Origin of the sequence: Micromonospora sp. SL1-18 (assembly GCF_047921505.1) — a bacterium.
Classification (GTDB): domain Bacteria; phylum Actinomycetota; class Actinomycetes; order Mycobacteriales; family Micromonosporaceae; genus Micromonospora.
On sequence record NZ_JBLROA010000016.1, the window covers coordinates 85,991 to 102,825 of the forward strand.

General features: G+C 73.1%; 17 protein-coding genes and 1 pseudogene. 7 read left to right on the forward strand and 11 right to left on the reverse strand.

Annotated features, from left to right (window positions below; genetic code table 11):
* Nucleotides 1-137 precede the first annotated feature (137 nt).
* Nucleotides 138-962 carry a SigB/SigF/SigG family RNA polymerase sigma factor gene (locus tag ACNAW0_RS10755; protein ID WP_416287606.1) on the reverse strand — a complete coding sequence of 275 codons (825 nt, stop codon included), beginning with the start codon at nt 960-962 and terminating at the stop codon, nt 138-140.
* A 289-nt stretch (nt 963-1,251) separates the two neighbouring features.
* Here ACNAW0_RS10755 and ACNAW0_RS10760 point away from each other — a divergent pair, with 289 nt between their 5' ends.
* Nucleotides 1,252-2,010, forward strand: coding sequence for a hypothetical protein (locus ACNAW0_RS10760; RefSeq protein ID WP_416287607.1), 759 nt, complete (start codon nt 1,252-1,254; stop codon nt 2,008-2,010).
* A 154-nt stretch (nt 2,011-2,164) separates the two neighbouring features.
* On the forward strand, nt 2,165-2,293 hold the full coding sequence (locus tag ACNAW0_RS10765) for a hypothetical protein (protein WP_416287608.1): 129 nt from the start codon (nt 2,165-2,167) through the stop codon (nt 2,291-2,293).
* Nucleotides 2,294-2,342: 49 nt separating this feature from the next.
* On the opposite strand, the gene ACNAW0_RS10770 is transcribed toward ACNAW0_RS10765, so the two are convergent.
* On the reverse strand, nt 2,343-3,329 hold the full coding sequence (locus ACNAW0_RS10770) for a pirin family protein (RefSeq protein WP_416287609.1): 987 nt from the start codon (nt 3,327-3,329) through the stop codon (nt 2,343-2,345).
* Between the two features lie 10 nt (nt 3,330-3,339).
* Nucleotides 3,340-3,822, reverse strand: a complete 483-nt coding sequence (locus tag ACNAW0_RS10775) for a MarR family winged helix-turn-helix transcriptional regulator (RefSeq protein ID WP_416287610.1) — start codon at nt 3,820-3,822, stop codon at nt 3,340-3,342.
* A gap of 137 nt (nt 3,823-3,959) precedes the next feature.
* Here ACNAW0_RS10775 and ACNAW0_RS10780 point away from each other — a divergent pair, with 137 nt between their 5' ends.
* Entirely contained in the window at nt 3,960-4,547 is a 588-nt protein-coding gene (locus ACNAW0_RS10780; protein WP_416287611.1) for a DUF1684 domain-containing protein, read from the forward strand.
* Between the two features lie 12 nt (nt 4,548-4,559).
* Here ACNAW0_RS10780 and ACNAW0_RS10785 read toward each other — a convergent pair whose 3' ends face one another.
* Nucleotides 4,560-5,141, reverse strand: a complete 582-nt coding sequence (locus ACNAW0_RS10785; protein ID WP_416287612.1) for a general stress protein — start codon at nt 5,139-5,141, stop codon at nt 4,560-4,562.
* A 116-nt stretch (nt 5,142-5,257) separates the two neighbouring features.
* Here ACNAW0_RS10785 and ACNAW0_RS10790 point away from each other — a divergent pair.
* Nucleotides 5,258-7,105: pseudogene (locus tag ACNAW0_RS10790) on the forward strand (glycoside hydrolase family 15 protein); the annotation flags it as partial.
* 18 nt (nt 7,106-7,123) lie between these two features.
* Here the strand turns inward: ACNAW0_RS10790 and ACNAW0_RS10795 are convergent.
* Entirely contained in the window at nt 7,124-9,265 is a 2,142-nt protein-coding gene (locus tag ACNAW0_RS10795) for a SpoIIE family protein phosphatase (protein ID WP_416287613.1), read from the reverse strand.
* Between the two features lie 138 nt (nt 9,266-9,403).
* Between ACNAW0_RS10795 and ACNAW0_RS10800 the strand changes: the two genes are divergently transcribed.
* Nucleotides 9,404-9,853 (forward strand): hypothetical protein, encoded by a 450-nt coding sequence (locus ACNAW0_RS10800; protein ID WP_416287614.1) that lies wholly within the window; start codon nt 9,404-9,406, stop codon nt 9,851-9,853.
* A gap of 28 nt (nt 9,854-9,881) precedes the next feature.
* Here ACNAW0_RS10800 and ACNAW0_RS10805 read toward each other — a convergent pair whose 3' ends face one another.
* From ACNAW0_RS10805 to ACNAW0_RS10820, 4 genes are all read right to left on the reverse strand, one after another.
* The gene (locus ACNAW0_RS10805; RefSeq protein ID WP_416287615.1) at nt 9,882-10,142 is read right to left on the reverse strand and encodes a hypothetical protein; all 261 of its coding nucleotides are present in this window, start codon (nt 10,140-10,142) and stop codon (nt 9,882-9,884) included.
* Nucleotides 10,143-10,192: 50 nt separating this feature from the next.
* A complete protein-coding gene (locus ACNAW0_RS10810) occupies nt 10,193-10,654 on the reverse strand; it encodes an SRPBCC family protein (RefSeq protein ID WP_416287616.1) in 462 nt (153 codons plus the stop codon).
* A gap of 52 nt (nt 10,655-10,706) precedes the next feature.
* Entirely contained in the window at nt 10,707-11,123 is a 417-nt protein-coding gene (locus ACNAW0_RS10815; RefSeq protein WP_416287635.1) for a DUF2795 domain-containing protein, read from the reverse strand.
* Between the two features lie 86 nt (nt 11,124-11,209).
* Complete coding sequence (locus ACNAW0_RS10820; RefSeq protein ID WP_416287636.1) at nt 11,210-12,190, reverse strand: YihY/virulence factor BrkB family protein; 981 nt, start codon at nt 12,188-12,190, stop codon at nt 11,210-11,212.
* 172 nt (nt 12,191-12,362) lie between these two features.
* Between ACNAW0_RS10820 and ACNAW0_RS10825 the strand changes: the two genes are divergently transcribed.
* The gene (locus ACNAW0_RS10825) at nt 12,363-12,782 is read left to right on the forward strand and encodes a ChaB family protein (RefSeq protein WP_416287617.1); all 420 of its coding nucleotides are present in this window, start codon (nt 12,363-12,365) and stop codon (nt 12,780-12,782) included.
* A 61-nt stretch (nt 12,783-12,843) separates the two neighbouring features.
* Here ACNAW0_RS10825 and ACNAW0_RS10830 read toward each other — a convergent pair whose 3' ends face one another.
* The gene (locus ACNAW0_RS10830) at nt 12,844-14,277 is read right to left on the reverse strand and encodes an aldehyde dehydrogenase family protein (RefSeq protein ID WP_416287618.1); all 1,434 of its coding nucleotides are present in this window, start codon (nt 14,275-14,277) and stop codon (nt 12,844-12,846) included.
* A 72-nt stretch (nt 14,278-14,349) separates the two neighbouring features.
* On the opposite strand from ACNAW0_RS10830, the gene ACNAW0_RS10835 reads away from it, so the two are divergent.
* Nucleotides 14,350-15,948, forward strand: a complete 1,599-nt coding sequence (locus ACNAW0_RS10835; RefSeq protein ID WP_416287619.1) for a phytoene desaturase family protein — start codon at nt 14,350-14,352, stop codon at nt 15,946-15,948.
* Nucleotides 15,949-15,999: 51 nt separating this feature from the next.
* Here ACNAW0_RS10835 and ACNAW0_RS10840 read toward each other — a convergent pair whose 3' ends face one another.
* A complete protein-coding gene (locus ACNAW0_RS10840; protein ID WP_416287620.1) occupies nt 16,000-16,767 on the reverse strand; it encodes a polyprenol monophosphomannose synthase in 768 nt (255 codons plus the stop codon).
* Nucleotides 16,768-16,835 lie beyond the last annotated feature (68 nt).

The following is a 16,835-nucleotide window of genomic DNA, read 5'->3' on the forward strand; positions in this document are numbered from 1 at the left end:
CCCGTCGGCCGCCCACTGAGATCGGGTCTGCCGGTCACCGCATGGAACGGAGTACGGCCCGGCCGGCGAACCGCCGACCGGGCCGCGTAAACGCGGCGGTGGTCGGGCCGGTCGGCCCGACCACCGCCTTCCACCCGTCAGTACGTTCCGTCGAGCTGCCCGCGCAGCTTCGTCAACGCCCGGGCCAGCAACCGGGACACGTGCATCTGCGACACGCCGACCTGCTCGGCGATCTGCGACTGAGTCAGGTTGCCGTAGAAGCGCAGCGTGAGGATTTTCTGCTCCCGCTCGTCCAGCGTCGCCAGCGCCGGGCCCAGGGCGACGCGCAGCTCGGCCAGCTCGAACTCGACGTCCTCACCGCCGAGCAGGTCGCCCAGCTCGGTGGCCCGGTCACCCTCCCCGGTCGGGGTGGACAGCGACACCGCGTTGTAGGCGCGGGCGCCCTCGAGGCCCTCCAGGACCTCTTCCTCGGTGAGGTTGAGGTGGGCGGCGACGTCGGCGACCGTCGGCGAACGGCCGAGGCTCTGCAACAGCGCGCTGTTGGCGTCGGAGATGGCGAGCCGCAGCTCCTGGAGACGACGGGGCACCCGGACATCCCAGGTGCGGTCGCGGAAGTGCCGCTTGAGCTCGCCGATGATCGTTGGGATGGCGTAGCCGGCGAAGTCGACGCCCCGGGAGGGGTCAAACTTGTCGATCGCCTTGATCAGGCCGACCGCGGCGGTCTGCGCCAGGTCGTCGGTGGGCTCGCCCCGGCCGCTGTAGCGGTGGGCGAGGTGGTTGGCGAGCGGCAGCCAGGCCTCGATCGCCTTGTCGCGCATCGCGGGGCGCGACGGATGGTTGGCGGGTAGCGCGGCCATCGCGTTGAGCAGATCGGCGGCGCTGTTGGTGAGCGCGCGGGTGTCGAGCTTCTCGACCGTGGACGGCGGTGTGGTCCGCTGCTCGCTGATCGTGTGCGCAGTCATGGGTGGTCCTCCCTTGCACCTCGTCTGCGAGGAAGAGACATGAGGCTTCAGTTCAGCTTCAGTTGGTCCGTTCGGAAGCCACCCTAACCCGATTGGCCAGCGAAAATCTAGCCGAAAGTACGATGCGTTTCTGGCGGTCCATGCCTGACTGCCCGGTCAGGGCCGCACTGTCGGCCGTTCGGCCAATGAGAAAACCGACAGGCGGCTCGCATTGTCAGCTTTCGGTTGTTGTCTCGCTGACGGGACCGTCCGTACCGTCGCTGGTATATCCGGTCTACGGAGGCGCGTCGTGCTCGATCCCGCCGCTCCGCAACTCGTCGTCAACGCCCGGGCGCTCCAGTTCAGCTGGCTCCCGGCGGACCCCGACGCGGCCGCGGCGCTCGTGCCCGTCGGGCTGCGGCCCCGCCCCGATCGCCAGGTGTTCCTGTGGCAGTACGTGGTGGACGACGAGTCACAGACCTCCGGCTTCGGGGCGTACTCCCTCACCTACCTCGGCCTCGCCCTCGATGGCGTCGGCCCGCCGCGGGCAGGGGACACCCCCGGCGGCTGGTGGACCCACTACCTCGCGTCCAGCCCGCTGGTACGTGCGTACGCCATCGCCCGGGGCGCCCCGGCGGCACCCGGCGAGACCCGGCTCGACCTGCGGGGCGAGTGGCTCACCACGGAGACCCGCGCGGACGGGACGCCGATCATCCGCACCGTGGCCCGCGTCGGGCACACCGGCAGCCGGGTGTGCAGCGGGCACCACCGGTACCTGACCGTCCGGGACGGGGAACTGCTCACCGCCGACCACCCGTACGTGGCGGAGCCGGTGACCCCGTTCGAGGTCGAATTGGTCGAGTTTCTCGCGCCGGAGCACCCGGTCTACGCGCTGCGCCCCGCCAATCCGCTGGTGATCTGCGGGGGCTTCTATTCGCCGCGGGTGTCGTTCGCCTACCCGCCCGGGCCAAACGCGCTCGACGACCCATCGGCGGCACCGGACCTCCGGCACGTCGGGCCGGCAGCGGCCTCCCCCGTCCGGTTCCTAGCCGATCAAGGGCATCCGTGAGTCGCGGGCTCGGCGAGGTTTCCCGTCGCCCAAACGGGTAACTCCCACGGCAGGACGCCGGACGGCTCCGCACCCCGATCACCCCTGGTCCGGTCGCGGGCGCCCTTCGCGCGGCCCCGCCGAACCCCAGCCGAACCAGGAGGAGGCCACCCGCATGCCCGGCGAGACGACGAACACCGTGACCGAGTACCGCGACCAGGCGGTGGAGGGGGAGCGGGGTGCGTTGGTTGCGGTTCTGTTGATGGTGATCCTCGGGGTCGCCGGCATCTTCGCCGTCTCCTGACCGCGGGGCGCCCCGGGCAGGCCCGGGACGCCCGTCTGGTGTGGAGCGATCAGGGCCGGGCGTCCTCGCCGCCCGTGTGCGGCAGCCGCCCCGCCGGGATCACGCCGAGCCGGCCGGCCTGGTAGTCCTCGAACGCCTGGATCAGCTCGTCGCGGGTGTTCATCACGAACGGGCCGTAGTGCGCCACCGGCTCCCGGATCGGCTGCCCGCCCATGATGTAGAGCTCCAGAGCCGGGGTGTTGCCGTCCTGCTTCGCGTCCGCCGTGACCCGCAGCGCGTCACCCGGGCCGTGCACGGCCAGCTGGCCGAGATGGATCGGGCGGCGGTCGGTGCCCACGGTGCCCCGGCCGGCCAGCACGTAGACCAGCGCGTTGAAGTCCGGCCGCCAGGGCAGGCTCAGCTCTGCCCCGGGCTGGAGCGTCACGTGGGCGATGGTGATCGGGGTGTGGGTCGAGCCCGGGCCCTGGTGCCCGGCGATCTCCCCGGCGATCACCCGGATCAGCGCGCCGCCGTCGGGCGTGGTCAGCAGCGCCGACTCCCGGCCGCGGATGTCCTGGTAACGCGGCGGGCTCAGCTTCGCCACCCGGGGCAGGTTGACCCAGAGCTGGAGGCCGTGGAAGAGGCCGCCGCTCATCACCAGGTGCTCCGGCGGCGCCTCGATGTGCAGCAGGCCGCTGCCGGCCGTCATCCACTGGGTATCGCCGTCGGTGATCGTCCCGCCGCCGCCCTGCGAGTCCTGGTGGTCCATGATCCCGTCGATCATGTAGGTCACCGTCTCGAAGCCGCGGTGCGGGTGCCAAGCCGTTCCCTTCGGCTCACCCGGCGCGTAGTCGACCTCGCCCATCTGGTCGAGGTGGACGAACGGGTCCAGCTCGGTCAGCGGTACGCCGGCGAAGGCCCGGCGCACCGGGAAGCCCTCGCCCTCGTAGCCGCTCGGCGCGGTGGTCAGCCGGCGGACCGGGCGGAAGGTGGTGGACTCGTCCAGCTTCGGCAGGCGGGGCAGGACGAGGACGTCGTCGACGGTGATGGCGGGCATCGTGGGCTCCTTAGTTGTCGGCCGGGGTGGACGACGCGTCGCGGTCGGCGCGCAGGCGCTGACCGAGCCGCTCGAAGACCCGGGTGAGGCAGGCGACCTCGGCGTCGTCGAGGTCGTCCATCAGGTGGGCGCGCACGGAGCGCAGGTGGTGCGGCGCGGCCTCGCGCAGCGCCAGCAGGCCGGCGGCGGTCAGCACGGCCTCGCTGCCGCGCCGGTCCTCCGGGCAGGACTGCCGGGCGACCAGGCCCCGCTTCTGCATCGATGAGATCTGGTACGTCAGCCGGCTCGGCGAGAAGATCAGCCGGCTGGCCAGCTCACCCATGCGTAGCCGCTGCCCCGGCGCCTCGGAGAGCAGCACCAGCACGTGGTAGTCGGCGAAGCTCAGCTCGCTCACCGTGCGTAGGTCGTCCTCGACCTGGGTGAACAGCCGCTGGCTCGCCTCGATGTAGGCGCGCCAGGCGGCCATCCGCTCGGGGCTCAGGCTCTCGGTCACGGCTACGAGATTAGCACTACTTCAAATTTAAACAAGCCCCTTCGCGGGTGTGTGAGCAGCGCGACAACGACCCAGAGGGCAGCTACTATTGGAATTTGAACGAGGTGGGGGATCATCGGTCCGGCTACGGTCAGGGGATGGATGATCTCGACCTGCTCGACTGGCGGGAGCGGTTGGCCCGGCTCTACCTCTCCGACCGGGACCTGGCCGGGTTCCGGGCCGCCCGGGACGAGCTGTTCCGCACCCATCCGTGCAGTCCGCTGCCGGCCGCCGACCGACCCGGTTTCCCCGGGCTGCGCTGGTTTCCGCCCGACCCGGCGGCCGTGGTCGAGGCCCCGCTGCGGCCCGCGTCCGGTGCGGAGAGCATCGACACCGGCGGGCCCGACGGGGTCGTCCGGTACCGCCGTGTCGCGGTGGCCGAGACGCCGTGGGGCCCACTCACCGTGTGGTGGATCGAGGCGTACGGGGGCGGGCTGTTCGTGCCGCTGCGCGACGCCACCTGCGGCGCCGAGACGTACGGGGGCGGGCGCTACCTGACCGACACGGTCAAGGGCACCTTCGGGCGGGGCCTGACCGTGCTGCCTGGTGGACGGGTCCGCCTCGACGCCAACTACCTCTACAACCCGAGTTGCGCGTACGACGATCGCTGGGCCTGCCCCCTCGCCCCGCCGGAGAACCGCGTCGACGTCCCGATCCGGGCCGGGGAACTGGCGTACCACGACTGACGGACCACGCAGTCAGCGGGCGACCGTGCCGGTCGGGGTCAGGTGCATCCGGGCGAGCAACTGCCGGGCCTGGTCGGCCAGGTCGGCCTCCACGGTCACCGCGTACTGGCTGGCCCGCAGGGAACTGGACGAGGTGAAATCCCGTCGGCCCCCGGCCATCGCGTGGGCCACCGCGCCGAACACGGCACCCCAGATCGCGCCGATCACCAGCCCCAACACGATCACCGCGACCCAGTTCCCCGCGGTGAAGATGCCGAAGAGCAGCCCGATGAAGAGCCCGAACCAGGCGCCCGCGCCGGCACCCACCAGGGCGGCCCGGCCGGTGGTCAGCCGGCTCGTGATCGTCTCGACCAGGGTGAGGTCGGTGCCGACGATCGACGTCCGCTCCACCGGGAACCGGTTGTCCGCCAGGTAGTCCACCACCTGCTGCGCCGACGGGTAGTCCGGGTATGACCCGATAGTGACGGTCGGCGGACCCGCCTGGGGTCCGTGTCCGTCCTTGCTCGGGGCGGCGGGACGACCAGCCGGACCGGACGGGAGGTTGTCGCCGCCGGGCATCCCGGGTCGCCAGGCCGGCGTCGAGGGTCTGGACATGAGCATCCTCCTTCGTCAACGCGGCGTTCCCGGCAGGCCGACGCGGTAACGCCCGCAGGGCGCCGGACGACGGCCGACCCCCCCCCGCATGCCGCGGAGCCTGGTGGGTAGCCACGGGCGTGGACGCCGGACGGATCAGCGAGCACGGGTTCCTCGCAGACGGACGTAGCGCCGCGCTGGTCGACCGGGCCGGTGCGGTGAACTGGTGGTGCCCGTCCCGTTTCGACGGCCCCTCGGTCTTCGGGCGGCTGCTCGACGACTCCGCCGGGCACTGGAGCATCCGGCCCGAGGACGATTTCACCAGCGAACGGTCCTACCTGGACGACACGTTGGTGCTGCGTACCGTCTTCACCACCCGGACCGGAACGGTGGCCGTCACCGACGCCCTGGGGCTGGAGCCCGGCGCACGCGGCCACGAGATCGGCCTGAGCTCCCCGCGGGTGCTCGCCCGGGTCGTCGAGGGGCGCTCCGGTGAGGTGCCGATGCGGGTGGAGTACGAGCCCCGCTTCGAGTACGGCCGGGTCCGCGCCTACCTCCACGGCAGCCCGGACATCCTCGACGCCGTCGCCGGCGGCACGCGGCTGAGCTTCCGCACGAACGTTCCGATGACGTGCGGCGACGGTGCCGCGTCCGGGCGGTTCACCGCCCGCGCCGGCTCCACCCACCACTTCACCCTCGGGTACGCGCCGACCTATGACGGTGGGGAGCCGGCGCTGCCCGACGCCGACCAGGTGGTGGCCGACGCGGTCGCCGGCTGGCGGTCCTGGGCCGACCTGCATCGGGACCAGTACCGCGGCCTCTACCGGGACCAGGTGCGGCGCAGCGCGCTGGTGGTGCAGGGGATGACCTACCAGCCCAGCGGCGGAGTGGTCGCGGCGGCCACCACCTCGCTCCCCGAGGAACTGGGCGGCGACCGCAACTACGACTACCGCTTCGTCTGGCTCCGCGACTTCAGCCTCACCATCCAGGCGCTCTGGCTGGCCGCCTGCCCGGACGAGGCAGACCGGCAGTTCGCCTGGGTGTCCCGGGCCATGGGCCGGATCGACGACGAGCCCGTGCCGATCATGTACGGCGTGGAGGGCGAGCGGGACCTCACCGAACACCGCCTCGACCACCTCGCCGGGTACGCCGGCAGCCGGCCGGTCTTCGTCGGCAACGACGCCTGGCGGCAGCGGCAGCATGACGTGCTCGGCGAGATCCTCGACGCCGCCTGGTTGATGCGGCACTACCTCGACCCGATGTCGCCCGAGGTCCGGCACCTGCTGCACGCCCTCGCCGACCGGGCGGTGCGGGTCTGGCACGAGCCGGACGCCGGGATGTGGGAGGCCCGGGATGCCGAGCGGCACTACCTGTCGTCCAAGGTGCAGTGCTGGACCGCGCTGGACCGGGCAGTCCGCTTCGGGCGGCGGATCGGCGATGACGGTGACGTGGCCCGCTGGGCGGCGGCCCGGGACGAGGTGCGCCAAGAGGTGCTCACCCGGGGCTGGAACGAGCGGCTCGGCGCGTACACCGGAGCCTTCGACTCGGACAACCTGGACGCCTCGGTGCTGCTCATGCCGCTGGTCGGCTTCCTGCCCGCCGACGACCCCCGGATGCGGTCCACGATGGACGTGGTGGAGCACCACCTGTCCCGGGATGGCCTGCTGCGACGCTGGGACACCGACCCGGCCGGCTTCGTGATCTGCTCGTTCTGGCTGGTCAGCTGCCTTGCCATGGCCGGCGAGCTGGACCGGGCGTGCCGCATGTTCGAGCAGCTCGTCGCCCGGGCCAACGACCTGGGCCTGTACGCCGAGCAGATCGACCAGGCCACCGGCGAGCAGCTGGGCAACTTCCCGCAGGCCTTCTCGCACATCGGCCTGGTCAATGCCGGGGGTTGTATCACTGACGCCGCCGAACGGCTCGGCCGCGCCGGGCGAGCGGCCGTGCCGACCGGTACGGCGACCACGGAGGGAGCACGCGGATGACCGGACGACTGGCGCGACTCACGCAGTCGGGATGAGGATCTCGAACCAGACAGTCGAGCCGCGCACCGTCGGGTCGGTGCCCCACGCGTCGCTCAGCTCCTCGATCAGCCCCAGGCCCCGCCCGCGGCTGCTCAGGGTGTCGGTCTGCGCCCGGTTCACCTGACCCCGGGTACCGGAGTCGGCGACTGAGACCAGCAGCCGTTCCGCACTCAGGTCGATCTCCACCCGGGCGGCGGTGCCGGCGTGCAGCAGCGCGTTGGTGGTCAGCTCGCTGGTGCACAGCACCGCGGCGCTGATCACCCCCTCGGGTACCTGCCATTCGGTGAGCCGTGCGTTCATCCAGTGGCGCACCCGGCTCGGCGCGGTCGGCTCCGCCGGCACCTTTATGCCGGCCGAGCGGCTCGGCTTGATCGCGTGCTCCACGGCCAGCACCGCCACGTCGTCCTCCGTCGCGCCGGGCACGGCGGCGGTGGCCACCGCGCAGAGCGCCCGTGGGTCGCCGCTGCTCGCGGCCGTCACCGCCGCGCCCAGTCCGGCCAGCCCGCTGGACAGGTCCTGCCAGCGCCGCTCCACCACCCCGTCGCTGTACAGCAGCAGGGTGTCGCCGGGCCGGAACGGCACGGTGGTGGTGCCCGAGCGGTAGCCGAGACCCAGCGGCGGGCCGGGGGACAGCTCGACATACTCGGCCGTTGGCTCGCCGTCGACCGGGCAGCGCCGGATCAGCGGGGCGGGATGCCCGGCGCTGGCCAGGGTCATCCGCTCCTGGTCGGCCTCGATCACCCCGAACACCACCGTGACGAAGAGCTCCGGCGTGCCGCCCTCGACGCCGAGGCTGGCGACCAGCCGGTCCAGACCGGCGAGCACGGCGTCCGGGCGGGGATCGGTGAGCGCCAGCGCGCGCAGCGCCGCGCGTACCTGGCCCATCCGGGCGGCGGCCTGGACGTCGTGCCCGGCCACGTCGCCGAGGACCACGCCGAGCGCGCCGGTGGGCAGCACGAACGCGTCGTAGAAGTCGCCGCCGGCGGCGTTGCCGTCCACGCCCGGGTCGTACCGGGCGGCGATGCGCAGCCGGGGCAGGTCGGGCAGCCGCTCGGGGAGCATGCTGCGCTGCAGCAGTTGGGCGGTGCCGTGCTGGGTCTCGAAGCGGCGGGCCCGTTCGGCGGCCTGGCCGACCAGCTCCGCCGAGGCGGCGAGCAGCGCGCGTTCCGCCGGCGACCAGGGATGCGACGTCTGGTAGCCGACGGCCAGCGCGCCCCGGATCACCGCCGAGCGCAGCGGCAGGGCGGCGAGCGACCGGATCTTCTGGTCATGTCGGTCCGCCGCGGACTCCCGCAACGGCTGCCCGTCGGCGGTGAAGACGGGCACGCCGCTGCGGGCGGTCACCACCATCGGCAGGGGCGAGTCGGCCGGCACCCGTCGCCACAACGGCGGGAGCCGTTCGTCGGCCTCGTCCAGCAGTTCGCCCCGGATACGGCGGACCATGCGCCAGGCCGACCCCTCGTCGATCCCGAAGCTGACCTGGTCGGCGCCGAAGGCGTCGAGGCCGTAGCGCAGGGTGACCCGGGCGACGTCGTCGAGGGTGAGCGTGCCGGATAGCGCGGCGGCGAAGTCGCTCAGGCTCTGCAACTGTCGGGTGACCTGGGTGGTCTGCGCGGCCACGCTGAGCACGCCGATGGTCCGGCCGGCGCTGTCCCGCACCGGTGAGAAGCCGCGGGTGAACGTGGCCGGCTCGGTGGGGCCGGTGTGGTCCCGGTCGACCGGCAGCACCGCCTCGCGCTCCAGGAAGGGCTCGCCCCGCCGGTACGCCCGTTCGATCACCTCTCCGGTGCCCGGTTCGTGCCAGATGTCGGCGAACACCTCCGCCGCCGGCCGGCCGAGCGCCTGCGGATGCCGCGCCCCGATCAGCTCGGCGTACCCCTCGTTGTAGACCAGGACCAGGTCGTCGCCGTAGAGCAGGGCCATCGGCACGGGCGAGGCGAGCACCAGGTCGACCACGGCGCGGACGGCCGGATCCCACTCCTCGGGTGCGCCGAGCGGCGTGTCGGCCCACCGGAGGGTCGACGCGGCGGCCGGCGTGCCGAACGCGGTGGCACCCGGGCCCGTGGGCGCTCCCGAGGTGGGTGCAGATGGCGTCGGAATCCGCCCAACCGTGCCTGGCATGACGGCAGCCTATCCGGAGAGTGGCCTGAAAGTTCCGCTCAGGTGGCTGAGCGTGGCCCCCCCGGCCGCACGGAGGGGATTGATCCGCTCGTCAGAGGGCAGAAGGAAACCCGGGGCGACCCGGGTGGAGGAAACGCGATGGCGCAGCAGGCGGACGGACCGGACGAGGCGCACCGCCGGCCGGCGGGCGTGAGTGACGAGACCGTCACGGCGCTCGGCAAGCTCAGCGAGGCCCTGGAGGCGGTGGAACGGGCCCGTGGGCACCTCTATTCGCTGCACCAGCTGATCGGCCATGCCGACCTGATGCTCGACGACGCGGTGGAGCTGTTCCGGTCCGCCGGCCACCACGAGATCGCCGACCGGATCGGCCGGGACCTGATCGGCCGTAACGTGATCGCCGGGCGCTGGACCTTCCAGATCGTCGAGGACTTCGACGACGGGTACCACGCGCTCTTCCAGGAGTTGGACCGCCGAGCCCGCGACGAACTGGTCGGCGGCCGGCGTCACCTCTACGAGGCGGAGATGAAGGAACGCCGGCGCAGCCGGGGACGGCCGGGGCACGAGGCGCGCCCCGGCGCCGACGGCTAGTCGCGGTGTCCGGCGGCCGGAGCTCCGCTCACACGTCCGGGCCGGTCCGGCCGGTGGTCGACGGCCGGTACGCCCGGTCCGCGTCGGTCATCTCCCGCCGCTCGGCCTCCGGGCCGGCCCCGCGGTCCACCGCCTCGGGCCCATGGCCGAACGCGGCCTCCTCACCGGCTTCGTTGCCGGTGACGTCGTCGGCCTGCCCGTCGACGGTCGACCGGGCCAGCGCCCGATCCAGCTCGTGCAGGGGAGTGCGGGTCTCGTCGCGCCACACGTGGCGGTCGTTGTCCGTCATTCTCCAGCGGTACCCGGGCGCGGTGATCGCAAACGGCCGGATCGGCGACGTCAGGGCGTCGGCCGGTCGATCGTGCCCCGCCAGGCGCCGGTCTCCTGGCCGCGTCGCTCGATGAACTGCTTGAACCGCTTCAGGTCGCCCTTGGCGCGGCGGTCCACCATGCCGAACCTGTCGCCGGCCTGCTCGACCACGCCCTGCGGCTCGAACTCCATCTGCAGGGTGACCCGGGTGTGTCCGTTGTCGAGACGGTGGAAGGTCACCACGCCGGCCTGCCGGCTGCCCTCGGTCGACCGCCAGGCCACCCGCTCGTCCGGTAGCTGCTCGGTGATCTCGGCGTCGAACTCGCGCTTCACACCGGCGATCTCGATCGTCCAGTGCGTCATCGTGTCGGAGAGCTGTCGAACCTCCTGGACGCCCTCCATGAAATGCGGAAACTCCTCGAACTGCGTCCACTGGTCGTACGCGGTGCGGATCGGAACGGAAACGTCAACATGCTCCATCACGCCGCTCATCGCGGGATCCCCCCTTCCGCCGGTGTCGTGTTCGGATCGTGGGCCGATCCGGTCACCAGCGGGTCGTCTCGTTTTTGTGTCCGAGTGCTGCCCACACCTCGGAAACCGTCTGGTAACGGGTGCCGTCCGGCAGGCCCTCCAGGGCGGCGACGATGTCCGCCGGCGCCTGGTTCTCCCGCGCGTTGGCCACCAGGGTGTCGCGGTCCCCGGGCAGGGCCGACATGGTGATGAACCGGCCGAGGCGGCTGCGTGCCTCGACGTCGTCCATGCTCATCCCCTGCGGGTTGCCGCCGCGGCTCGCGCCGGCCGTCAGCGTCTTCGGCTCCGGCTGGTCCTCGCCCGCGGGCTCCGGCTGACGGGACTCCTCGACGCGGGAGCCGCCCGCCCCCGGCCCCTGCAGGAGGCCGCTGACGTCCTGGACCATGTTGTCGTCGACCCTGGGCGAGTGCTTGCTGCTGCCACGTTCCATGCCGACAGACATGCCCGAGGGGACCGCCGGTAAACCGGGGGCGGCCGGCCGAGCCGGTCATCGGGCCACGAACCGGCCGAACCCGCTCACAGGTCGGCCGCGGCACGTGGCGGCGGCGCCGGCTCGCCCGGGTCCCCGGCGCCGGACCGCGTCGCCCGCCCGCGCTGGAGCTCGGCGTTGACCTCTACGCCGAGCATGAGCGCGCAGTTGGAGAGGTAGAGCCAGACCAGGAAGGCGATGACCGCGCCGAGACTGCCGTACGTCACGTCGTAGGCGCCGAAGTTGGCGACATAGACGCCGAAGCCGGCGGAGACGAGTACCCAGGCCAGCAGGGCGAGGACGCCGCCCGGGGTGAGCCAGCGGAACCTGGGCGGCCGGACGCTCGGGGCGATCCAGAACAGCAGCGACAGCAGCGTCATCGCCACCAGGGCGAGCAGCGGCCACTTCGCCACCGTCCACACCATGCGTGCCAGCCCGCCGACGTGCAGCCGGTCCCCGACCGCGTCGGTGACCGGGCCGCTGACGATCAGCCCGGTGGCGACCACGGCGAGCAGCAGCAGCGACAGCGCGGCCAGGCCGATCTGCAGCGGGCGGAGCCGGTAGAACGGCCGCGCCTCCTCGACGCGACAGACGGCGTTGGACGCCCGGGTGAACGCGCCGATGAACCCGGACGCCGACCAGAGCGCGCCGAGCAGGCCGAAGCTGAGCAGCACCTTGACCGCCGACCCCCGCTGCTCCACCACCCCGCGTACGGCGCTGACGAAGCCGTCGTTGCCGACCACCGAGCCCGCGCCGATCTCCCAGGCCAGGCCGATCACCGTGTCGACGGTCCGCTCGCCGTCGGAGACCAGCCCGACCAGGGCCACCACCACGACGGTGGCGGGGAAGAGGGCCAGCACCCCGTAGTACGTCAGCGCCGCCGCCCAGTCCGCGCAGTTGTCCTTGACGAAGTTCCGCCCGCTGCGGGCCAGCACCCCGCGCCAGGTGGACCAGCTCAGCTGGCGTATTTGCCGGGGGATTCGGGCCCGCTGCCGGCCGGTGACCATCGGTTCCGTCGTCGCCCCCATGACCGCCTCCTCGACGCCGGCGCGCACCTGCGGCGCGTGGCCCGCCACGTCCGCCACGGCGCGCTGGTGCCGTTCGGTACCCCGCCGGGAGAATCGACAAACCGGGTGCCGGTTTGCCGCCGGAGCGTGCGGGAACCGTCATAAGGAATCCATCGAGACGGAGGAGGACGAGATGCCAGGGCGCGAGGTACTGCCCAGCACGCTGCGGCGCTCCCCGGACAAGGCGCAGCGGACCTGGGCGAAGACGCACGACTCGGCCGTGGAGACGTACGGCGAGGGACAGCGGGCACACCGCACCGCGTTCGCCGCGCTGAAGCACGAGTTCGAGAAGGTGGGCGACCACTGGGAGCCGAAGGGCCGCAAGGGGCCGAGCGACCGGCAGGCAGCCGGAGGTGGCCCGGCGCGGCGGGCACCCACGGCGGGCGGGGTGGACGCCAACGCTCCCAAGGAGCACCTGATGGAGGTCGCCAAGAAGCTGGACGTGCCGGGCCGGTCCCGGATGACCAAGCCGGAGCTGGTGAAGGCGATCCAGAAGGCGAACCTGCGCCAGACCACCAAGACCCGCGAGAACGCCAAGGCGCGCGGCCGCTGACCCGCACCTGGAAAGAGTGGCTGCCCAGGGCGGGCAGCCACTCTCCTCGCGTACGAGCCGGTTACCAGTGACCCCCGCCCGGGGCCTCGATGTGCACTGTCTTCACCGTGCTGAACTCGTCGAGCAGCTCCGGGCCGTACCCGAAGCCCTGTCCGCTGCCGCGGCGCGGCTGCGCGGCACCGCCCGGCGCGCCCCCGAAGACCGAGTTGACCTTGACCGTGCCCACCGGCAGTTCCCGCCAGGCCCGCTGGGCGTGGCTCATCGAGCCGGTCAGCACCGTGGCGGCCAGCCCGTACGGGGAGTCGGCGGCGCATCGCAGTCCCTCGCTGAACGAGTCGACCACGACCACCGCGGCGACCGGTCCGAACGTCTCCTCGCGGACCAGGACCATCTCGTGCCGGCAGTCGGCGACCACGGTCGCCGGGTAGAACGCGCCCGGCCCGTCCGGGATCTCCCCGCCGGCACGGATGCGCGCTCCCTCGGCCGCCGCCACGGTGACCTGCCCGTGCACGTGGTCCCGGTGCCGCCGGTCGACCAGCGGCCCGAGCTGCGTGCCGGGGTCCCGGCCCGGACCCAGCCTCAGCGCCTCGGCCCGATCGACCAGCGCGTCGACGAAGTCCTCCGCCACGTCCCGGTGCACGTAGATCCGTTCCACCGCGACGCAGATCTGCCCGGCGTTGGCGAAGCAGCCCAGCGCCGCCTGCTCGGCCGCCCAGACCGGGTCCACGTCGGCGTCGATCACCAGTGGGTCGCTGCCGCCGTTCTCCAGCAGCACCTTGGCGCCGGTGCGGGCACCCGCGGCGGCGATCGACCGGCCGGTGGCGGTCGAGCCGACGTTGGCCACCACGTCCACTTCCTGCTCGGCCAGTGCCGCGCCCACCCGGCCGCCGCCGGTGAGCAGCGACAGCACGCCGGCGGGCAGCGCGGAGTCCAGGGCCCTGGCCAGCAGCCAGCCGGTGGCGGGGGTGCGTTCGCTCGGCTTGTAGAGCACCACGTTGCCGGTGACCAGGGCCGCACCGAGCAGCCCGCAGGAGACCGCCACCGGGTCGTTCCAGGGGGTGATCGCGGCGACCACGCCGCGCGGTTCGGGGGCCATGAAGTCGAGGGCGGAGTGGCCGCCGTGCAGCGTCCGCCCGCCGCGCACCGGGCCCAGCTCCGCGTACTGCCGCAGCGTGCCGACGCCGGCCGCCACGCCGGCGCGGGCGTCGTCCAGCGGCTTGCCCATCTCCGCCGTGGTGGCCTGGGCCAGCTCCTCGGCGCCGGCCGCCACCGCGTCCGCCGCCCGGTGCAGCGCCGCCGCCCGGTCCGCCGGGGCGGTCGCCGCCCACGCCGCCGCCACGCCCCGGGCGGCCTCGACCGCCTTGGCCACCTCGTCCGCCGTCGCCACCGGCATGTTGGTCACCGGGGAGCCGTCGGCCGGATCGTGTACGACCAGCTCGCCTCCCGCGCCCCCGGCACCCCACACTCCACCTATGAGCTGTGCGACCGTGTACATGCGGCGGTGGATGCCCCGGCCCGGGCAAGCCAAACGCGTTTCGTCCGGTAACCAGCCGGGTAGGCGGATCCGGTGAATCCCACCGGCACGGCGGACGCCGTCGTGGTCGGCGCCGGCCACAACGGGCTGGTGGCCGCGAACCTGTTGGCCGACGCGGGCTGGGAGGTCCTCGTGCTGGAGGCCACCCAGGCGCCCGGCGGGGCGATCCGGTCCGCCGAGGTCACCGCCCCCGGCTATCTCAGCGATCTCTACAGCTCCTTCTACCCCCTCGGGTACGCCTCACCGGTGCTGCGCGGGCTCGGCCTCGACCGGTACGGGCTGGCCTGGACACACGCCCCGGACGTGCTGGCCCACCTGTTTCCCGACGGACGGGCGGCGGTGGTGAACCGGGACCCGGACGCCACCGCGGCCTCGCTGGCGGCGTTCGCCCCCGCCGACGGGGACGGCTGGCGGCAGGCGTACGCCGACTGGGGCCAGGTGGCCGAACCGATGCTCGATGCCATCACCACCCCCTTCCCGCCGATCCGCGGCGGGCTGAGCCTGCTACGCCGGCTGCGCGTGTCCGGCGCGTTGCGGCTGGGCCGCCGGTTGGTGCTGCCGGTGCGCAAGCTCGGCGACGAGCTGTTCGCCGGCGAGGGCGGCCCGGCGCTGCTCGCCGGCTGCGCGCTGCACACCGACCTGTCCCCCGAGGAGGCCGGTTCCGGGGTGTACGGGTGGCTGCTCGTCATGCTCGGCCAGCAGGTCGGCTGGCCGGTGCCGGTCGGCGGCGCCCAGAAGATCACCGACGCGCTGGTGGCCCGGCTGGTCGAGCGGGGCGGCCGGATCGACTACGGCGCCCGGGTCGATCGGGTGCTCATCGCCCGGGGCCGGGCGATGGGGGTGCGCACCGCCGGCGGCGCCGCCTGGCGGGCCCGCCGGGCGGTGCTGGCCGACGTGCCCGCCCCGGCGCTCTACCTGGACCTGGTCGGTGCCGCGGCGCTGCCGCCCCGGCTGGTCGAGGATCTGGCCCACTTCCGCTGGGACGGCTCCACGCTGAAGGTGGACTGGGCGCTGTCCGCGCCGGTGCCGTGGAAGAACCCGGCCGTGGCGGGTGCCGGCACCGTGCACCTCGGCGCCGACCTGAACGGCCTCACCACGTACTCGGCGGCGCTGGCCCGGCGGGAGGTGCCCCGGGACCCGTTCCTGCTGGTGGGGCAGATGTCGGTGGCCGACCCGAGCCACTCGCCGGCGGGCACCGAGTCGCTCTGGTCGTACACCCACCTGCCGTTCCGGCGGCACTGGCGGGCCGAGGAGATCGCCACCCACCTGGAGCGGATGGAGGAGGTGCTGGAGGAGGCCGCCCCGGGCTTCCGCTCGCTGATCGTCGGGCGACACGTGGCCGGCCCGGCCGACCTGGAGGCGGGCGACCCGAGCCTGGTCGGCGGCGCGGTCGGCGGCGGCACCTCGGCCGCGTACCAGCAGCTCTTCCTGCGGCCGATCCCCGGCCTCGGACGGGCGGACACCCCGGTGGACCGGCTCTTCCTGGCCAGCTCGTCGGCGCACCCGGGCGGCGGGGTGCACGGCGCCCCCGGCGCGAACGCCGCGCGGGCCGCCCTGGCCCGGGACCGTACGGTCACCGGCGGCCTGTACGCGAGCGCGATCGGCGCCGCCCACCGGGCGGTCTACCGCTGATCCTCGCCCCGCTCGGTGCCCGCGCAGCGTGAGCTGGCGGTCGACTGCCGCTCAGCGCTCCAGTTTGCGGTGCCGGCTACGCAGCTTGAACGGCATCAGCGCACTCTCGATCTTGGTGGCTGTGGTCATCTTCGAAACGCCCTCACGGCGCTCCTCGAAGCGGATCGGCACCTCCAGGATGGTGTGCCCCAGCTTGGTGGCGAGGTAGTGCATCTCCACCTGGAAGCTGTAGCCGTTGGACTGCACGCGGTCCAGCCCGATGTCGCGCAGCGCGTCCGCCCGCCAGATCTTGAAGCCGGCGGTGAGGTCCCGGATCCGCACCCGCAGCAGGGTGTGCACGTAGAGGTTGGCCCAGCCGCTGAGCGCGCGCCGGTACAGCGGCCAGCTCTCGTCCAGCTCGCCGCCGGGCACGTAGCGTGAGCCGATGACCACGCTGGCCTGGGTGGCGAGCAGCGCGCCGAGCATGCCGGGCAGCGCCGCCGGCGGGTGGGACAGGTCCGCGTCCATCTGCGCCACGAATTCCGCGCCGTCGTCGAGCGCCCGGCCGATCCCGTCCACGTACGCCCGGCCGAGTCCCTCCTTGCCCGGGCGGTGCGCCACCAGCACCCGGTCCGGGTGCTCGATGGCCAGCTTGTCGGCCACCTCGCCGGTGCCGTCCGGAGAGTTGTCGTCGGCGACGAGCACCTTCAGCCCGGGCAGCGGCAGGGCGAGGAGCCGCTCGACCAGCGCAGGAAGGTTGCCCGCCTCGTTGTAGGTCGGAACGACGACGGTCAGGCGTGCGTCGCGCCACGGAGAGGGCAACTGCACGGGTTCGATCATCACGGACATCCTCGGTCGGCCGACAGGTTCACCTGAGAGGGTAGCCAGTCGTCGCTGTCAGTTCCGCA

Coding starts and splice junctions, on each gene's coding strand:
- ACNAW0_RS10770 (WP_416287609.1), bottom strand. CDS start 3,329: ATGCCCGCCATCACCGTCGACGACGTCCTCGTCCTGCCCCGCCTGCCG.
- ACNAW0_RS10785 (WP_416287612.1), bottom strand. CDS start 5,141: ATGTCCAGACCCTCGACGCCGGCCTGGCGACCCGGGATGCCCGGCGGC.
- ACNAW0_RS10780 (WP_416287611.1), top strand. CDS start 3,960: ATGGATGATCTCGACCTGCTCGACTGGCGGGAGCGGTTGGCCCGGCTC.
- ACNAW0_RS10830 (WP_416287618.1), bottom strand. CDS start 14,277: ATGTACACGGTCGCACAGCTCATAGGTGGAGTGTGGGGTGCCGGGGGC.
- ACNAW0_RS10800 (WP_416287614.1), top strand. CDS start 9,404: ATGGCGCAGCAGGCGGACGGACCGGACGAGGCGCACCGCCGGCCGGCG.
- ACNAW0_RS10805 (WP_416287615.1), bottom strand. CDS start 10,142: ATGACGGACAACGACCGCCACGTGTGGCGCGACGAGACCCGCACTCCC.
- ACNAW0_RS10755 (WP_416287606.1), bottom strand. CDS start 962: ATGACTGCGCACACGATCAGCGAGCAGCGGACCACACCGCCGTCCACG.
- ACNAW0_RS10765 (WP_416287608.1), top strand. CDS start 2,165: ATGCCCGGCGAGACGACGAACACCGTGACCGAGTACCGCGACCAGGCG.
- ACNAW0_RS10810 (WP_416287616.1), bottom strand. CDS start 10,654: ATGAGCGGCGTGATGGAGCATGTTGACGTTTCCGTTCCGATCCGCACC.
- ACNAW0_RS10825 (WP_416287617.1), top strand. CDS start 12,363: ATGCCAGGGCGCGAGGTACTGCCCAGCACGCTGCGGCGCTCCCCGGAC.
- ACNAW0_RS10820 (WP_416287636.1), bottom strand. CDS start 12,190: ATGGGGGCGACGACGGAACCGATGGTCACCGGCCGGCAGCGGGCCCGA.
- ACNAW0_RS10795 (WP_416287613.1), bottom strand. CDS start 9,265: ATGCCAGGCACGGTTGGGCGGATTCCGACGCCATCTGCACCCACCTCG.
- ACNAW0_RS10815 (WP_416287635.1), bottom strand. CDS start 11,123: ATGGAACGTGGCAGCAGCAAGCACTCGCCCAGGGTCGACGACAACATG.
- ACNAW0_RS10840 (WP_416287620.1), bottom strand. CDS start 16,767: ATGATCGAACCCGTGCAGTTGCCCTCTCCGTGGCGCGACGCACGCCTG.